This window comes from Marinomonas arctica (genome assembly GCF_003259225.1).
Taxonomy (GTDB): Bacteria; Pseudomonadota; Gammaproteobacteria; order Pseudomonadales; family Marinomonadaceae; genus Marinomonas; species Marinomonas arctica.
In genome coordinates this window covers 134,488-150,874 of sequence record NZ_QHJF01000005.1, presented here as the reverse complement: position 1 = coordinate 150,874, position 16,387 = coordinate 134,488, and the positions used below count along the sequence as shown (strand labels likewise).

The following is a 16,387-nucleotide window of genomic DNA, read 5'->3' as shown; positions in this document are numbered from 1 at the left end:
ATGAAAATTTCTCAAAATATGGCGTCTCAACCATCGTCGGTTTTCTCTGGCGAAAGTCTGTTATTACTGGCGTTAAAAATGCGCACCTTTATTGCGTTGTTTTTAATCCTCGCTTTCTTCACCTTTATGGTACCGGGTTTCTTGGCGGCGAGTAGCGTGATCATCATGGTGAAGCACATTGCCATCAACGCCTTTTTGGCACTTGGCATTACCTTCGTCATTATCACCGCAGGTATCGACCTTTCTATTGGTGCGATTCTGGGGTTTTGTGGCATGGTCGCGGGTTGGCTGATTACTAAGGGAATCGTCTTGCCGATGTTTGGCATCGCCATTTTTCCTAGTGTTTGGCTGATTGTGCCTATCGTTTTGGTTATCGGTGGTTTGATAGGCGCTGTTAACGGTATTTTGATTACCCGTTATAACGTCGCGCCTTTTATTTGTACCTTGGGCACCATGTATGTTGTGCGTGGCGCGTCCATGTTGTTGTCTGGCGGTGAAACCTTTACGGGTTTATCCGGTAATGAACAGCTGGGCAATACGGGGTTTGAGTTAATTGGTTCTGCGAAACTCTTGGGTTTACCTTACGCCATTTGGATGATGTTTATCCTTGCTGGTGTGATTGCCTACATCGCCAAAAGAACGCAATTTGGTCGTCATGTTTTTGCTATTGGTGACAACGAGCATTCTGCCGAGTTGTCTGGTGTGAAAGTGCGCAGTGTCAAAGTTTGGGTTTACACCATTTCTGGTTTTTGTGCGGCGATTGCGGGCATTGTGGTGTCTTCACAACTGGTGGCCAGTCATCCAGCAACGGGTGTCTCTTTTGAGATGAACGCCATTGCCGCCGTGGTGTTAGGCGGAACCTCATTGGCTGGTGGTCGCGGCACCATTATGGGGACGCTGATTGGCGCTTTCGTTATTGGTATTTTGGCCGATGGCTTAGTGATGATGGGCGTGAGCGAATTTTGGCAAATGGTCATTAAAGGTGTGGTGATTATTCTTGCTGTCATCATCGACCAAAAACAAAGCCGCTTACAGCATAAAGCCGCCATCGTGCAGCAAAAATAGATTATCAATATTTGCTTTCAGCCTATCTGTGATTAGGGAAAAAACATGCTAAAAAATATAGATCCTTTGCTAAGTGGTGAGTTACTGAACGTGTTACGCACCATGGGGCACGGTGATGACATCGTACTGGTCGATCGTAATTTTCCAGCGGCTTCTATGGCGGCTGGAAAACCGGTTATTCGTTTAGATGGCGTGAACGTCATTCAGGCCGCTAAGGCAATTTTATCGGTGTTGCCGTTGGATACCTTTGTTGATCAGCCAGTGACTCGTATGCAAGTGGTGGGTGAAGACGAATCTGTGATGCCAGAAGTGCAGCAAGAATTCGCCGCTGTTTTAAAAGCCGCCGACAGTGACAACGCGGAAATGGGGTCGTTAGAGCGTTTTGCTTTTTATGACGCAGCAAAAAAAGCCTACGCTTTTGTTGTGACTGGTGAAGGGCGAGGTTACGGCTGCTTTCTTTTGAAAAAAGGCGTGATCTTTTCTTAACTTTTTCGTACAACCAAGTCATAAAAAAACACAGGTCAGCTTTCGTTGGCCTGTGTTTTTTTGTCTTTATTGGTTCAGCTCTTACGAATGAACTTATTTAAAAATATAGCCATTCACCATGTTTTCTAGCATCTCTTGACGACCAGACACTGGCTTAGGATCGATGTTGTTTTTCTCGGCGTATTCCGCAAGATCTTGCAATGTGTGTTTGCCCGCTAGGATATCGGCACCCAAGGTGTCGTTCCATTTCGCATAGCGTTGATCTACAAAGTTCGCCAGTTTCTCGTCTTCGATCATCTTAACCGCGCGCTCTAACGACAGGGCCAAGGTGTCCATGGCGCCAATGTGACCGTGGAATAAATCTTCCAGATCCATCGATTGACGACGTAGCTTGGTATCAAACATGTAACCGCCGGTTTTGAAACCGCCCGATTTTAGAATCTCATAAGTAACCAGCGTGTATTCTTCCACACTAGTTGGGAATTGGTCTGTATCCCAGCCTAATTGCGCGTCGCCTTGGTTGGCGTCGACGGAGCCAAGAATACCCAATGAGCAAGCCGTGGCAATTTCATGGTGGAAACTGTGACCTGCCAAGGTCGCGTGGTTGGCCTCGATGTTGACCTTGATCTCTTTTTCAAGCCCAAACTCTTTCAAGAAGCCATACACAGTCGCCGTATCGTAATCGTATTGATGCTTGGTTGGCTCCGCTGGTTTTGGTTCGATCAACAAGGTGCCTTCAAAACCGATTTTGTATTTGTGCTCAACCACCATTTGCATGAAGCGGCCAAGCTGAGCGCGTTCGCGTTTTAGATCGGTATTCAATAGGGTTTCATAACCTTCACGGCCGCCCCACAGAACGTAGTTTTCACCTTTAAGGGCTTTGGTGGCATTCATCGCATGAAATACCTGAGTCGCTGCGTAAGCAAAGATTTCAGGGTTCGGATTGGACGCTGCGCCAGACATGTATCTTGGATTGGAAAAAGCATTCGCCGTGCCCCACAATAGCTTGATGCCAGTGGCTTCTTGCTTGGCCTGAAGAACCTCAACCATTTGCGCGAAGTTATTAATGTACTCTTTGATTGTGCGGCCTTCTGGGCTGACGTCCACATCGTGAAAGCTGTAATAGGGCACACCCAGTTTAGTGAAAAACTCAAAGGCAGCATCGGTTTTTAGCTTCGCTGCTGCCATTTCTGAATCCGCTTTAAACCAAGGACGATCAAAGGTATTTGCGCCAAATACATCGCTGCCTTGCCAACAGAACGTGTGCCAATAACACACCGCCACGCGTAAATGCTCCGCCATGGTTTTCCCCATCAACACCTTGTTCGCATCGTAATGTTTGAACGCAAATGGGTTGTTTGAACTCGCGCCTTCGTACTTGATAAATGGCACGGTTTTGAAAAATTCGCTCATCTTAAAACTCCTGACTATTGTTATTTTTTGTCCCTACGAATCATTGATTTTTTAGGCTGGAGCATCAATTACGAAATTTTCTGAGCGCGTTATTGAATTTGTTGGGCATTTTGTGTGGAGTTGTATGGGTTAATGGCTTTGCTCCGATCGGGGAAGTTGTAATAAGATTAGGGAACAATTATTACGGAGGGCAAAGGAATGCCAGTTATTAGTCGTTTTTACGGTATATTGATTGCTATGTATTTTAATGATCATAATCCACCACACTTCCATGCGAAGTATTCAGGGTATGAAGCGTTATTCGCATTTGATGGGAGGATACTTGAAGGGAGTCTACCGAAACGTGCATCTGCTTTTGTGCAAGAATGGATTGCAATGCATCAAGTAGAACTAGACGAGAATTGGTCTCGCGCGAAAGCGGGTGAACCTCTAAATGACATTGCCCCATTGGAGTAAACAATGCTGCATATTACGTCCGCTAAATATTTATCAGGCTATAAGTTGTGGATTGCCTTTGATGATGGAACCTCAGGAGAAGTGGATTTGGCCAATGAGCTCAAAGGCTCGATGTTCGAACCTCTTAAAGATTTGGCCGAGTTTCAGAATGTCTCTGTCGATCCAGAGCTAGAGACTATTGTTTGGCCGAATGGCGCAGATTTAGCACCAGAGTTTTTGAAGGCATTGCAGAGCAAGCAGAGTGTTTAGTAAATTCATTGGCTAGGGAGATACTTCATGAGATCAGAAATGTTTTTTTAGACGGTTTAAATTCTAAAACTTGATGTGAAAGATAGCCAACGAATACCACGAATACCAAGCCACCCACCTTTAGAAGCCAGTCATACCAAGGGATTGGGTTTTACTTGGTAATTAAATGCTGTAAATAAAGCTTCTGTTTTTGTAAAAATGATGAATACTGAACAGGTGAGTTTGTTTTTGTCTAGTATGAGTCGGAGTGGTTATGTCTTTTTTAATGTCTATGTCAAAAGCCTTTTTTGCTTCTTATATTGAAGAGTTGATTGTGCAGTATGCGCGAGAAAATGTAGAGTCTGGTCGTTGGCAGAAAACAGGATCATTGTCCCGAGCCAGACGAGATATAGAAAGATTGTTACCGCGTGGAATCGACACGGACAACAATCATTTTTTTGAAATGAGAGTACCAGAAGAGAGCGAAACAGTCGGTATGATATGGCTGTCGTTAGAGAACAGTAGTACTACGAGTACGGTGTTTATTTACGATTTAGAAATCAAGGCAGAACATCGCCGCAAGGGCTATGCCAAGCTTGCTCTCAAGGAAATCGAAGACTTCGCCGCAACGCACAATATCGTCAATATTGGCTTGCATGTGTTTTCTCATAATGACGCGGCCCAAAAGTTGTACGCTAAAATGGGTTATGAAACGGTCAGTGTGAATATGGTCAAGAGAATAGATCAAGCGACAATGTCATAGCGCTGGTTTTGTATCTGCGTTCAACTCCGATTGCTTCAAGCGCTGCGTTGCTCAGCGCTGATCCTTGTATCCTCAACGTTATTTTTCCCTATAAATCATTGTCTGTTTAGACTTGAATTTCCTTGGCCTATATTTCTGAGGCGGTGGCATAAAAATCCGTAAAGAGTCGAGCTCTCGTCGCGAGCGTAAAAAAATAGGATTTGCATTTGTTATTAATAGAAATAATAATGATTCTTCTTATCGTTATTTATTTTGGAGAATAAGATGCCTTTTACCTTACCTGAATTGCCTTACGCTTATACCGCTTTAGAGCCGCACATTGATGCATTAACCATGGAGATTCATCACAGTCGTCACCATCAGACGTATGTGAACGGATTAAATGCTGCTCTAGAAGGAACCGCTTATGCGGATTGGTCTCTTGAGCGCCTGTTGCGCGAGATTGCGTCATTGCCAGAAAACGTTCAGGGGGCGGTGCGCAATCATGGTGGTGGTCATGCGAATCACAGTTTGTTTTGGTTGGTGATGTCACCAGAAGGGGGTGGGGAGCCACAAGGACCATTAGCAGACGCGATTCAGCAAAGCTTTGGTAGTTTTGAAGAATTTAAACAGCTGTTTATTAAAGCGGCATTGAGCCGATTTGGCAGTGGTTGGGCTTGGTTGGTGAAAGATCAGCAAGGTAAATTGCAGGTGACCAGCAGCGCCAATCAAGACAGCCCATTAATGGATGGATTGACACCGATTTTAGGATTGGATGTTTGGGAACACGCTTATTATTTGCAGTATCAAAATAAACGTCCTGACTACGTTGCGGCATTTTTTAATGTCATCAACTGGTCGCAAGTCGCTGTGTGGTTTCAGGAGTAAGCATGAAGTTGACTCTGTTGTCGTTACCTAAGATCCGCGTGCGAAAGTGGATCGGAAGCATCATTTTAGTACTAGGTGCTTACACCGCCATCGATCAGTTTGTGGTGTTGTTACAACAACATTCTCAGGTGCGTTATGCTTTTTATGCGGGTGTTGTGGCGGCAGCGGCGACGGCTATGGGCGCATTGCCTGCTTTGTTTCTGCATCGCTTATCGCAAAAATTGCATGATGTTATGCTGGGGTTTGGAGCTGGGGTAATGTTAGCAGCTTGTATGTTTTCTCTGATTATCCCTGCTTTGGCGTTGTTGGAAGGCAGTGGTGCTTCGCCATGGTACAGCTCCAGTTCTGTGGGGGTGGCAATTCTGCTTGGTGGTGCATTTATGTTGGTGTTGGAGCGGCTGGTACCACATCAACATTTTATTAAAGAGGAAGACAGGTTACGTGGTCAGACTTTGCGACGCAGCTGGTTATTTGTTTTTGCCATTGCTCTGCATAATATCCCGGAAGGTTTGGCGATAGGTGCGTCTTTTGCCAGTGGTGATGTGTCGGCGGCTACGGCGTTGACAACAGGTATCTCGATTCAGGATATTCCTGAAGGATTAGTGGTTGCCATGGCGTTGTTAGCCGTGGGCTACAGCCGTTTATTGGCGGTGAGTATTGCGGTACTGTCAGGTCTGACGGAACCTGTTATGGCCGTTATTGGTTCCGTGGTGTTGGGGGAATCTAGCGTATTGTTGCCTTTAGGGTTGGCTTTAGCGGCTGGTGCTATGTTGTTTGTGATCAGTCATGAAATGATTCCTGAATCTCATCGTCAAGGTCACGAGCTGGCGGCAACAAAAGGCTTAATGTTGGGTTTTGTGCTTATGATGCTGTTAGATACGGCGTTGGCCTGACTGCATAAAAATAGTGCGTTAATAACGAAATGGGCTTTTTTGGCCCATTTTTTGTTGTTTGTTAGTGACGGGTGGTGTCAAAAAAATGCCTTGAGCCTTTAAAATAAAGCGTTCTGTATAACTGGCACACAATCTGCTTTATCAAAACTGTTCGTACCCTTGGAAAGTCGAACATCACAATGTAGATTATCAATAGAGAGCTAGGGTTCCGATTTCGATCTTATCGAAATGACTGGTCCGAGAGCTTTCGACCTTGGCAGTTTCAAGGTTACACGGCGGGACAAAAGCCCGGGAGACCACATGGCGATATGGCCAAGGGTACTCCGTGTGTAATTAAACAAACTGAAAAGGTAGCTTCCATGAAAAATTCCGCAAAAAAAGTAACCGTTCTACTGTTTACGCTTCTCCTGTCTGCAAACACCTTTGCTGCTGATAAATTTAAAGTGTGTTGGTCTATTTATGTCGGTTGGATGCCTTGGGCCTATGCGGCGCAAGAAGGTATTGTTAAAAAATGGGGCGACAAATACGGTATCGACATCGATGTGGTGCAAATCAACGATTACGTCGAATCCATCAACCAATATACCGCAGGTCAATTTGATGCCTGTGCGATGACGAACATGGACGCGCTGACCATTCCGGCGGCGGGTGGCATTGATAGTACGGCATTAATTGTTGGGGATTTTTCCAACGGTAATGATGCGGTTATCTTAAAAGATAAAAACCAGTTGGCGGATATTAAAGGGCAAAATGTCAATTTGGTCGAATTGAGTGTGTCTCATTATTTGCTGGCTCGTGCTTTGGACTCTGTGGGTCTTAGTGAGTCCGATGTGAAGGTAATTAACACATCTGATGCTGACATGGTGTCTATTTATGGAACCCGTGACGTGACGTCCGTGGTGACTTGGAATCCTTTGCTAAGCGAAATTACGTCCATGCCTAAGTCAAACAATGTGTTTGACTCTTCACAAATCCCCGGTGAAATCATTGATATGCTGGTCGTTAATACCGATACGCTCAAAGCGAATCCTAATTTAGGCAAAGCTTTAGTGGGTGCGTGGTATGAAGTCATGGCGTTAATGAGTGGTACGGATCAAGCGGCGATTGATGCGCGTACTGCCATGGCGGAAGCCTCTGAAACGGATTTAGAAGGCTACGATGCACAACTTGCCAGCACGAAAATGTTTTATACCCCACAATCCGCGTTGGCTTTAACGAACAGCAAAGAATTGATGGCAACCATGCAGCATGTTGCGGAATTCTCTTTTAATCATGGCTTATTAGGCGATGGCGCGCCAGATGCCGGTGTTATTGGTATTGAAACACCAGCAGGTGTGTTTGGTAACGCCGACAATATCAAACTTCGCTTTGACCCAACTTACATGCAAATGGCTGCTGACGGCCAACTGTAACCATCCAAAGTAAACGCTCTGTTTACTAGCGATAGTAGTCAGAGCGTCATGGGATAAAAGCATGAAAAAACTCATAAATTATAAGCCAAATCGAACAAGCAATATTTTGCTCGGGTTGTTGCCATTCGCCGTGCTCATCATGGTGTACATGGTGAGTTCTGATGCTCGATTGGCCATGAACCCTGATGACAAACTGTTGCCTGCGTTTAGTCAAATGGGGGAGTCTATGTATCGCATGGCGTTTGAACCCAGTAAGCGTTCGGGTGAACTGTTGTTCTGGCAAGATACCGCAAGCAGCTTGACGCGTTTGGCTTTGGGTGTGCTGATCGCGGCCATTGTCGGCTTGTTTGTTGGGGTGCTAACGGGGGCCTTGCCAATTTTTTCGGCTGGTTTTTCACCTTTGCTGACGGTGGTGTCTTTGGTGCCGCCATTGGCCTTGTTACCGATTTTATTTATTGTCGTTGGTCTTGGTGAGGTGTCAAAAATTACCTTAATCGCAATAGGAATAACACCCTTTATTGCCCGAGATATCCAGCGACGCACTCAAGAGATTCCAGCTGAGCAACTGGTGAAAGCGCAAACCTTAGGCGCGAGTACCAGCCAGATATTAGTCCGTGTGGTATTGCCGCAAATTATGCCGAAATTGATTGATGCTGTTCGCTTGTCTTTAGGGGCGGGGTGGTTGTTTTTAATAGCGGCGGAAGCCATAGCGTCAACAGATGGGCTGGGTTATCGAATATTTTTGGTGCGTCGTTATTTGTCTATGGATGTGATTTTGCCTTATGTGGCGTGGATTACACTGCTGGCATTTCTGGTGGATTACCTGCTCAGTAAATTAAACCGTCGACTCTTTCCTTGGAGTGTGGAGGCGCAATCATGAGCGAGAAAAAAGTAGTAAGAACCATGATTCAAGCGAACAACATCGGCAAGCGTTATGGTCAAGATATTATTCTTGAGCGTGTCAATGTCAGGGTGCAAGAAGGAGAGTTTGTCACTTTAGTTGGCGCGTCTGGCTGTGGCAAAAGTACTTTTTTGAAAATGATCTTAGGTATTGAATCGGCCACTGAAGGCGAGTTGCTTTTGGATGGTAAGCCGATACCCAATGAGCCAGGTTCAGATCGCGGCATTGTATTTCAGCAATATTCGGTTTTCCCGCACATGACGGTGTTGGAAAACGTGATCGCGGCGAAAGGGTTTCAAAAATCTTCCATCACTGGCTATTTGTTTGGCAAAGAGAAAAAAGCGGCCAAGCAAGAAGCGACAGAGATGCTAGAGCAAGTGGGTCTAGGTCATGCTTTGCACCGCTATCCACACGAATTATCGGGTGGCATGAAGCAGCGTCTTGCGATTGCCCAAGCGGTGATTTGTAAACCGCGTATCTTATTGCTGGATGAACCTTTTGGCGCACTGGATCCCGGTATTCGTGCTGATATGCATGCTTTGGTATTGGATCTTTGGCGTAAGCATAAGCTGACTATTTTCATGGTTACCCATGATCTAAAAGAAGGTTTCTATCTTGGTACGCGCTTATGGGTGTTTGACAAGTTACGCCATGATCCTCATGCGCCAAATGCTTATGGCGCTTCTATTACCTACGACTTACCTGTCGGTCATATGGCTGAGCCACTTTTTGACGAAATCGATCAACGTATTCGGCCGCTTTCCAATGCGGACCAAAATATCGAGGACACTGCATTATGAAGAAATACAAAACCCTTATCCCCGCTGCCAGTCATTGGTCGCTTCGCGTGCGTCGAGGAATGCAAATGACCCTGACGGATATGGAAGGTGATGCCAATGTGGGCATGGTGTTTTACAACCCAGAAAACTTGCTTGAGCGTTACAACGCACCTGACACCTTGAAAGGTCAACATACTTTTAAACTCACTAAAGGCCATTGTTTGTATTCCGACATGGGGCGCATATTTGCTTCCATCATTGAAGACACTGTTGGCTGGCACGAGACGGTCAGTGGTAATAGTCATGCTTCACACATCGAATCGAAGTGGGGTAAACGTGACTATCAAAATGATCGTAATGATTGGATGCAAAATGGTCACGATGCCATGTTGGTGGAAATGGCTAAATACGGTCTAACCAAAGCTGACATAGCTGCGAATTTAAACTTGTTTAGTCGAGTTTGCACAGACAGTGAAGGTGTTATGTCATTGGTTGAGGGAAACAGTCCAGCGGGTTCCAGTGTGACTCTGCGTTTTGAAATGGACACCTTGGTGATGCTGCACACTTGTCCGCATCCGTTGAGCAAGGCCACCCATTATCCAAGAAAACCCGTTGCCATTGTATTAGAAAAAGCCGCCCCTGTGGCGAAGGATGATTTTTGTAAAATATCTCGTCCTGAAAATCAACGGGGTTTTGCCAACAACGAACTCTACTATTTTGGTGCCGAGGCCTAATCATGATCAAAGAAAGCTTATTAAAAGCAGAAAACGCTAATGCGATATACCACGTGGATGCCGGTGATTATTTTATCGGCGTCGTCAAAGCAGGTTCTACGTTTCGAATTGTTGATTTAGAAGGCAACCAAGCCGCGGATACTTTGTTTTACAACGCCAATGATCCGGCTGAACGCTACAGCGCCACCGATACGATTCGTGAACAAGGCAATGTGTATTTAACCGCTGGGTCTGAAATTCGCTCCAATGAAAACAATGTCATGTTGGAAATCGTCGCGGACACTTGTGGTCGTCACGACACCCTGGGCGGAGCCTGTGCGACGGAAAGTAATACCGTGCGCTATGACTTGGAAAAGCGTTGCATGCACGCCTGCCGTGACAGCTGGATGCTTGCGATTGCCGAAAACCCAGAGTTTGGGTTATCGAAGCGCGATATTAGTCATAACATCAATTTCTTCATGAATGTGCCTGTTACGGAAGCGGGTGGTTTGACCTTTGAAGACGGTATTTCTGCGCCCGGCAAATACGTAGAGATGGTGGCGAAAATGGACATCATCGTGTTGATCTCGAACTGTCCACAATTGAATAACCCTTGCAACGGCTACAATCCAACGCCAGTTGACATGCTCGTGTGGGATAAATAACTGTCAACCGACAGAACCGATGATTTTTAGCTAGCTCAGTGGACGGCCACTGATGTGTATCTCGCTCCGGGACGGCCCGGCCAAGGTTGAACCATGTTTAACAAGGTCTTAATTGCCAATCGTGGCGCTATTGCGACACGTATCATTCGCACTCTTAATAAAATGCAGATTGGCTCGGTGGCGGTCTTCGCTGAATCCGATGCCAAGAGCTTGCACGTCAAACGTGCTGACGAAGCTTTCTCCTTAGGCGAGGGTGGAGCCAGCGAGACTTATCTCGATATGGAGAAGATCCTTCATATCGCCAAACAATCTGGCGCTCAGGCGATTCATCCCGGCTATGGTTTTTTGAGCGAGAACGCGACTTTTGTGCGTCGTTGTGAAGAGGAAGGTATTGCGTTTATTGGCCCCACCGCCGAGCAAATGATGGCGTTTGGTCTAAAACACAGTGCACGTGAATTGGCACAAAAAGCCAATGTTCCCTTATCGCCAGGTTCAGCATTACTCACCGATTTAAACAGCGCTTGTCAAATCGCTAGCGAGATTGGCTATCCTGTGATGCTGAAAAGCACAGCGGGTGGCGGTGGCATTGGTATGCATTTATGTCACGATGAAAAAGGCTTGCGAGACAGCTTTGATTCGGTGCGTCGTTTAGGCGCCAATAACTTTGCCGACGATGGCGTTTTTTTAGAGAAGTTCATTGCTCGTGCTCGTCACATCGAAGTGCAAATTTTTGCCGATGGTAAAGGTAAGGCACTTGCTCTGGGTGAGCGCGATTGTTCCAGCCAACGTCGTAACCAAAAAGTCGTCGAAGAGTGCCCCGCACCCAATTTAACCGACGACGTGCGTAAACAGCTTCATCAAACCGCCGAATTATTATTGTCGTCTGTACAGTACCGTAATGCTGGTACAGTCGAATTTATCTATGACATGGACACAGATAAATTTTACTTTCTGGAAGTGAATACGCGTTTGCAGGTAGAGCATGGTGTGACCGAAATGGTCTACGGTGTGGATTTAGTGGAATGGATGATACGCCTTGCGGCTGGAGAAGACCTTGTCTTGGATTCAAAGCGTGCTGCGTTAAAAGCAAACGGTCATGCGGTACAAGTGCGTATTTACGCCGAAGATCCTTATAAAGAGTTTCAACCTTGTGCGGGTTTATTGAGTCAGGTTCAGTGGCCTTTTGCTAATACTAATGCCGATGCTAGCGCGGGTGTTCGTATCGATTCTTGGATCGAAACCGGCATTGAAGTGTCGCCTTACTTTGATCCTATGTTGGCTAAAGTGATTGTTCATCAAGCGCATCGCGATGCCGCGTTTACTAAGCTAAAAACAACGCTAGATGACTGCGTTTTATATGGCATAGAAACCAATCTAGATTACCTGAGAAACTTAGTCGCCGATCCTGTGTTATTAGGGGGCGAGGTGAGCACCCGCTACCTCAATCAGTTTGTCTATCAGCCGGCGCGTATCGATGTCTTAAGTGGTGGTACACAAACCACCTTACAAGATTTTCCCGGTCGTCAGCACCATTGGAATGTGGGCGTGCCGCCGTCTGGCCCGTTTGATAGTTATCACTTTCGTTTAGCGAACCGCTTACTCAATAATGCTGAGTCCGCCGCTGCTATGGAAATCACCTTGCAAGGGCCGAGCTTGATGTTCAGTTTTGAGACTCGTGTGGTGATTTGTGGCGCCATGATTGATGCGAAAATAGACGGCCAGGCCGTTAAACAAAATCATGTGGTCACGATAAAAGCGGGTGAGACGTTAACGTTGGGACGCATTAAAGACCGAGGTGCTCGAGCCTACTTAGCCGTTGCGGGTGGCTTTGATTGCCCAAATTATTTGGGATCAAAGTCGACCTTTACCTTAGGGCAATTTGGCGGACACAATGGTCGAGCGATTCAAGCCGGTGATGTCTTGCATGTACTTGAATCTAATGTTTCATCTTTTGGTGGTTTCCCTGCTAAGTCGGTGCCTGAGGGACTACTTTCTCAGCTTAACTACGCAATAGAGCTACGCGTAATTTACGGTCCGCATGGCTCACCAGACTTTTTTACCCCAGAAGACATTGAGATGTTCTTCGGCACAGACTGGGAGATTCATTATAACTCTAGCCGAACGGGTGTTCGCTTGATTGGCCCAAAACCCAAATGGGCACGTAACGACGGCGGTGAGGCAGGGCTCCATCCATCTAATATTCATGATAATGCTTATGCGTTCGGTAGCGTTGATTTCACGGGCGACATGCCCGTGATTCTCGGGCCAGATGGTCCATCGCTTGGAGGATTTGTGTGTCCTGCTACTGTGATAACGGCAGATTTATGGAAGCTTGGTCAGCTGCGTGCTGGCGATAAGATCCGTTTCATTCCGGTGACTTTGGAGGATGCGGTGGTTCTTGAGGCAGCACAAAATAAAGCTTTGGCTGATTTAACCTCCTTCGATAACTACATTCCCCCTTGTGAAGTGCATACACCGATTTTGAAAACCCTAGCGAAAGATCGATTCGGTGATGAAATTGTCTATCGTGCGGCGGGAGATCATTTTTTGCTGGTGGAATATGGCGAGCAAATGCTCGACATTCGCCTGCGTTTTCGTGCTCATGCCTTGATGCAATGGCTAGAGCAACATCCGTTAAACGGCATGCGCGAACTGACACCGGGTATTCGCTCATTGCAAATTCATTACGACAGCCAGCAACTGAGTTACGCCGATTTATTGGTGCATTTAGAAACGGCCGAAACGGCACTAAGTGAAAAACTGACTGAGCTGACCGTACCGTCGCGCATTGTTCATTTACCTTTGTCTTGGGATGACAAGGCGTGCCAAGAAGCCATCGATAAATACGCTCAATCTGTCCGTGCGAATGCCCCTTGGTGTCCAAGTAATTTAGAGTTTATTCGTCGTATTAACGGTCTAGACAGCATTAACGACGTAAAAGACATTCTGTTTAATGCGAGTTACTTGGTCATGGGCTTGGGGGACGTGTATCTCGGTGCGCCAGTGGCCACACCAGTGGACCCTCGCCATCGCTTGGTGACCACCAAATACAATCCAGCGCGAACATGGACGGCGGAAAATTCCGTTGGTATTGGTGGTTCCTACTTGTGTGTGTATGGCATGGAAGGGCCGGGCGGTTATCAATTTGTTGGTCGTACGTTGCAAATGTGGAACCGCTACCGTTTGACCAGTGCCTTTAGTCAACCTTGGCTATTGCGCTTCTTCGATCAGATACGTTTTTACGAAGTGAGCCACGAAGAATTGGATCAAATCCGTCAAGACTTCCCGCACGATAACTATGGTATTCATATTGAAGAGAGTACCTTTTCCCTGTCTGATTATCAGAGCTTTATCGCTGAAAACAGCGACAGCATTGATGACTTTAAACAAATTCGTAATCAGGCGTTTGAAGAAGAACTGGCAAGTTGGCACGCCAATGGACAATTCCATTTTGATACGGACGAAGGTGAAGCCGTCGCCACAGACATCACTTGGAGTGAAGACGCTACTGTCGTTGATAGCCCAGTCTCCGGCAGCGTATGGCAAACCCAAGTAAAAGTAGGCGATCAAGTGAAAGCGGGGCAACTTCTGGTGGTTTTAGAATCCATGAAAATGGAGATTCCTATTTATGCGACATCGTCTGGCGTGGTGTCCGATTTGCTATTAAAAGACGGTAGTCGCGTCAACGCCGGCCAGGCCATCGTTGTGCTAGAAGAATTAGTGACGGAATTAGTGGAGGGAAAAGCATGAGCATCAGTATGACGACTAACAATACAAGTGAGAACACATTAGACATGGGGTTCAGCGCCTTGCGTGAGTCTTATAAAACAGGTGTAGCAACACCAGCCAGCGTGATGGCCGACATTCGTCAGCGTGCTGCCGATTATAAAGATCACAATATTTGGATTCATCTATTAACCGAATCGGAACAAGCGGTTTGGCTGGATGCTTTAAAAGACAAAGACATGGACACACACCCTTTATGGGGAATTCCCTTTGCCATTAAAGACAATATCGATTTGGCAGATATTCCCACTACTGCGGGTTGTGACGCCTTTGCCTACACGCCAAAAAAATCATCTCAAGTGGTACAGCAGTTGATCGACGCAGGTGCAATTCCAGTGGGTAAAACGAACTTAGATCAGTTTGCCACAGGCTTAAATGGCACCCGCTCGCCCATTGGAGCGTGCCATAACTCGTTTAATTACGACTACATCAGTGGTGGTTCCAGTTCCGGTTCGGCGGTTGCAGTGGCGCTCGGCTTGGCGAGTTTTAGCTTAGGAACAGATACGGCTGGTTCCGGTCGTATTCCTGCGTGCTTTAATAATTTGGTTGGGGTGAAGCCGAGCATTGGTTTGTTATCCGCAACGGGTATGCTGCCTGCCTGTCGTAGCTTGGATTGCATGACGATTTTTGCCTATAACACAGACGATGCCAATGTCGCCTTAGCGGCGGCAGAGGGTTTTGATGAGAGAGACGGCTACAGCCGCCAGAATCCATTTGATAATCAAGCGCGGCAGTATGGTTTGCGTACAGGGCCTTTAAAAGTGGGCGTCATTGCTGCTCATCAGTTGAAGTTCTTCGGTGACGAAAGCTACGAAAAAGCCTATTTGCAAACCTTGGAATTGTTAAAAGAGCAGGGCTTTGCTTTCCAAGAGATCGACTACGCATCGTTTGATGAGATCGCCCAGCTTTTGTACGAAGGTCCTTGGGTGTCCGAGCGCTATATTGCGACTCAGCCATTAATCGATGATAACCCAGAGGCGATTTTCCCTGTAGTACGCGAGATCATCGCGCCGGGTGGCAAACCGCCAGCAACGGCTTTGTTTAAAGCGCAATATCGTATTAACTATTTGAAGCAAATTTGCCTAGCGCAAATGGCACAGGTCGATTGTTTACTCACCCCAACGGCGGGGCGCCATTTTACCATGGCTGAAATGCTTGAAGAGCCGATTAAGCGCAACAGTGAGTTGGGTTACTACACCAACTTTATGAACTTAATTGATTTAGCTTCCATCGCCGTACCCACCGTGATGACAGAGAACGACATGCCGTTTGGTATCACGCTCGTTGGACCAACTTTTAGTGATCGTATGTTGATGTCCATTGCTAACCGCATTCAGCAAGCGCTTCCACTTAAAAAAGGTGCTTTAGAAGTAATGGCGACGCCAAGCAACACGACATCTGTGGGACATAATCAAACCATCGACGTTATGGTTTGTGGTGCGCATTTAGTAGGTCAACCGCTTAATTGGCAACTCACAGAGCGCGGTGCCAAGCTGAAAAGCAAAACCACCACAGCGCCAGTGTATCGTATGTACGCTTTGGCAGGCGGCCCACCGCTGCGTCCTGGATTGGTATTGGACGAATCGAATGGGGCGGCGATCGATGTCGAAGTCTGGTCTGTACCGACGATAAATTTCGGCAGCTTCGTCGCTGGTATTCCAGCTCCCCTTGGTATCGGTAAAGTCAGATTGGCAGACGGCAGTCAGGTGGCAGGATTTATCTGTGAACCTTATGGCATTGAAAATGCGAAAGACATTACGCACTTAAATAGCTGGCGAGCGTATTTAGCGACATTGTGATAGTGCTCGTTTATCGTTTTTATTGAGCAAAACATAAAACCACTTATCTATAGTTAGATGAGTGGTTTTATCTTTTTCTAAGCCACCCATTATACGGGTGCTTTTTTAGCATCTGTGTGTGCGCTGCTTTTGGGTTAATTTGATCGAATTTTAAAAAAGGT

At 46.4% G+C, this 16,387-nt stretch carries 15 protein-coding genes and 1 riboswitch; of the genes, 14 read left to right on the top strand and 1 reads right to left on the bottom strand.

Going from position 1 to position 16,387, the window contains the following annotated elements; genetic code table 11:
* Both DK187_RS04235 and DK187_RS04230 read left to right on the top strand, forming a co-directional pair.
* Nucleotides 1-1,065, top strand: coding sequence for an ABC transporter permease (locus DK187_RS04235; RefSeq protein ID WP_111606095.1), 1,065 nt, complete (start codon nt 1-3; stop codon nt 1,063-1,065).
* A gap of 45 nt (nt 1,066-1,110) precedes the next feature.
* The gene (locus tag DK187_RS04230; protein ID WP_111606094.1) at nt 1,111-1,551 is read left to right on the top strand and encodes an RbsD/FucU family protein; all 441 of its coding nucleotides are present in this window, start codon (nt 1,111-1,113) and stop codon (nt 1,549-1,551) included.
* 93 nt (nt 1,552-1,644) lie between these two features.
* Here DK187_RS04230 and xylA read toward each other — a convergent pair whose 3' ends face one another.
* Nucleotides 1,645-2,964, bottom strand: coding sequence for a xylose isomerase (xylA, locus tag DK187_RS04225; RefSeq protein WP_111606093.1), 1,320 nt, complete (start codon nt 2,962-2,964; stop codon nt 1,645-1,647).
* A gap of 198 nt (nt 2,965-3,162) precedes the next feature.
* Between xylA and DK187_RS04220 the strand changes: the two genes are divergently transcribed.
* From DK187_RS04220 to atzF, 12 genes are all read left to right on the top strand, one after another.
* Nucleotides 3,163-3,420, top strand: coding sequence for a DUF4160 domain-containing protein (locus DK187_RS04220; protein WP_111606092.1), 258 nt, complete (start codon nt 3,163-3,165; stop codon nt 3,418-3,420).
* A gap of 3 nt (nt 3,421-3,423) precedes the next feature.
* Nucleotides 3,424-3,669: a DUF2442 domain-containing protein gene (locus DK187_RS04215; protein ID WP_111606091.1), complete on the top strand. Its 246-nt coding sequence runs from the start codon at nt 3,424-3,426 to the stop codon at nt 3,667-3,669.
* 253 nt (nt 3,670-3,922) lie between these two features.
* Nucleotides 3,923-4,411, top strand: a complete 489-nt coding sequence (locus DK187_RS04210; RefSeq protein ID WP_111606090.1) for a GNAT family N-acetyltransferase — start codon at nt 3,923-3,925, stop codon at nt 4,409-4,411.
* A gap of 264 nt (nt 4,412-4,675) precedes the next feature.
* Entirely contained in the window at nt 4,676-5,278 is a 603-nt protein-coding gene (locus tag DK187_RS04205; RefSeq protein WP_111606089.1) for a superoxide dismutase, read from the top strand.
* 2 nt (nt 5,279-5,280) lie between these two features.
* Nucleotides 5,281-6,171 carry a ZIP family metal transporter gene (locus tag DK187_RS04200; RefSeq protein WP_111606088.1) on the top strand — a complete coding sequence of 297 codons (891 nt, stop codon included), beginning with the start codon at nt 5,281-5,283 and terminating at the stop codon, nt 6,169-6,171.
* 189 nt (nt 6,172-6,360) lie between these two features.
* A riboswitch (guanidine-I (ykkC/yxkD leader) is annotated at nt 6,361-6,468 on the top strand.
* 62 nt (nt 6,469-6,530) lie between these two features.
* The gene (locus tag DK187_RS04195) at nt 6,531-7,583 is read left to right on the top strand and encodes a putative urea ABC transporter substrate-binding protein (RefSeq protein WP_188322977.1); all 1,053 of its coding nucleotides are present in this window, start codon (nt 6,531-6,533) and stop codon (nt 7,581-7,583) included.
* A 61-nt stretch (nt 7,584-7,644) separates the two neighbouring features.
* Entirely contained in the window at nt 7,645-8,463 is an 819-nt protein-coding gene (locus DK187_RS04190; protein ID WP_111606086.1) for an ABC transporter permease, read from the top strand.
* Nucleotides 8,460-9,284 carry an ABC transporter ATP-binding protein gene (locus DK187_RS04185; RefSeq protein ID WP_204355575.1) on the top strand — a complete coding sequence of 275 codons (825 nt, stop codon included), beginning with the start codon at nt 8,460-8,462 and terminating at the stop codon, nt 9,282-9,284. Before DK187_RS04190 ends, DK187_RS04185 begins: the two co-directional genes overlap by 4 nt.
* Nucleotides 9,281-9,997 (top strand): urea amidolyase associated protein UAAP1, encoded by a 717-nt coding sequence (locus DK187_RS04180; protein ID WP_111606085.1) that lies wholly within the window; start codon nt 9,281-9,283, stop codon nt 9,995-9,997. The genes DK187_RS04185 and DK187_RS04180 overlap by 4 nt, the downstream gene beginning before the upstream one ends.
* A 2-nt stretch (nt 9,998-9,999) precedes the next feature.
* On the top strand, nt 10,000-10,641 hold the full coding sequence (locus DK187_RS04175) for an urea amidolyase associated protein UAAP2 (RefSeq protein WP_111606084.1): 642 nt from the start codon (nt 10,000-10,002) through the stop codon (nt 10,639-10,641).
* 93 nt (nt 10,642-10,734) lie between these two features.
* Complete coding sequence (gene uca, locus DK187_RS04170) at nt 10,735-14,391, top strand: urea carboxylase (protein WP_111606083.1); 3,657 nt, start codon at nt 10,735-10,737, stop codon at nt 14,389-14,391.
* Complete coding sequence (gene atzF, locus DK187_RS04165) at nt 14,388-16,226, top strand: allophanate hydrolase (protein WP_223232354.1); 1,839 nt, start codon at nt 14,388-14,390, stop codon at nt 16,224-16,226. The genes uca and atzF overlap by 4 nt, the downstream gene beginning before the upstream one ends.
* Nucleotides 16,227-16,387 lie beyond the last annotated feature (161 nt).

Coding starts and splice junctions, on each gene's coding strand:
- DK187_RS04235 (WP_111606095.1), top strand. CDS start 1: ATGAAAATTTCTCAAAATATGGCGTCTCAACCATCGTCGGTTTTCTCT.
- DK187_RS04230 (WP_111606094.1), top strand. CDS start 1,111: ATGCTAAAAAATATAGATCCTTTGCTAAGTGGTGAGTTACTGAACGTG.
- xylA (WP_111606093.1), bottom strand. CDS start 2,964: ATGAGCGAATTTTTCAAAACCGTGCCATTTATCAAGTACGAAGGCGCG.
- DK187_RS04220 (WP_111606092.1), top strand. CDS start 3,163: ATGCCAGTTATTAGTCGTTTTTACGGTATATTGATTGCTATGTATTTT.
- DK187_RS04215 (WP_111606091.1), top strand. CDS start 3,424: ATGCTGCATATTACGTCCGCTAAATATTTATCAGGCTATAAGTTGTGG.
- DK187_RS04210 (WP_111606090.1), top strand. CDS start 3,923: ATGTCTTTTTTAATGTCTATGTCAAAAGCCTTTTTTGCTTCTTATATT.
- DK187_RS04205 (WP_111606089.1), top strand. CDS start 4,676: ATGCCTTTTACCTTACCTGAATTGCCTTACGCTTATACCGCTTTAGAG.
- DK187_RS04200 (WP_111606088.1), top strand. CDS start 5,281: ATGAAGTTGACTCTGTTGTCGTTACCTAAGATCCGCGTGCGAAAGTGG.
- DK187_RS04195 (WP_188322977.1), top strand. CDS start 6,531: ATGAAAAATTCCGCAAAAAAAGTAACCGTTCTACTGTTTACGCTTCTC.
- DK187_RS04190 (WP_111606086.1), top strand. CDS start 7,645: ATGAAAAAACTCATAAATTATAAGCCAAATCGAACAAGCAATATTTTG.
- DK187_RS04185 (WP_204355575.1), top strand. CDS start 8,460: ATGAGCGAGAAAAAAGTAGTAAGAACCATGATTCAAGCGAACAACATC.
- DK187_RS04180 (WP_111606085.1), top strand. CDS start 9,281: ATGAAGAAATACAAAACCCTTATCCCCGCTGCCAGTCATTGGTCGCTT.
- DK187_RS04175 (WP_111606084.1), top strand. CDS start 10,000: ATGATCAAAGAAAGCTTATTAAAAGCAGAAAACGCTAATGCGATATAC.
- uca (WP_111606083.1), top strand. CDS start 10,735: ATGTTTAACAAGGTCTTAATTGCCAATCGTGGCGCTATTGCGACACGT.
- atzF (WP_223232354.1), top strand. CDS start 14,388: ATGAGCATCAGTATGACGACTAACAATACAAGTGAGAACACATTAGAC.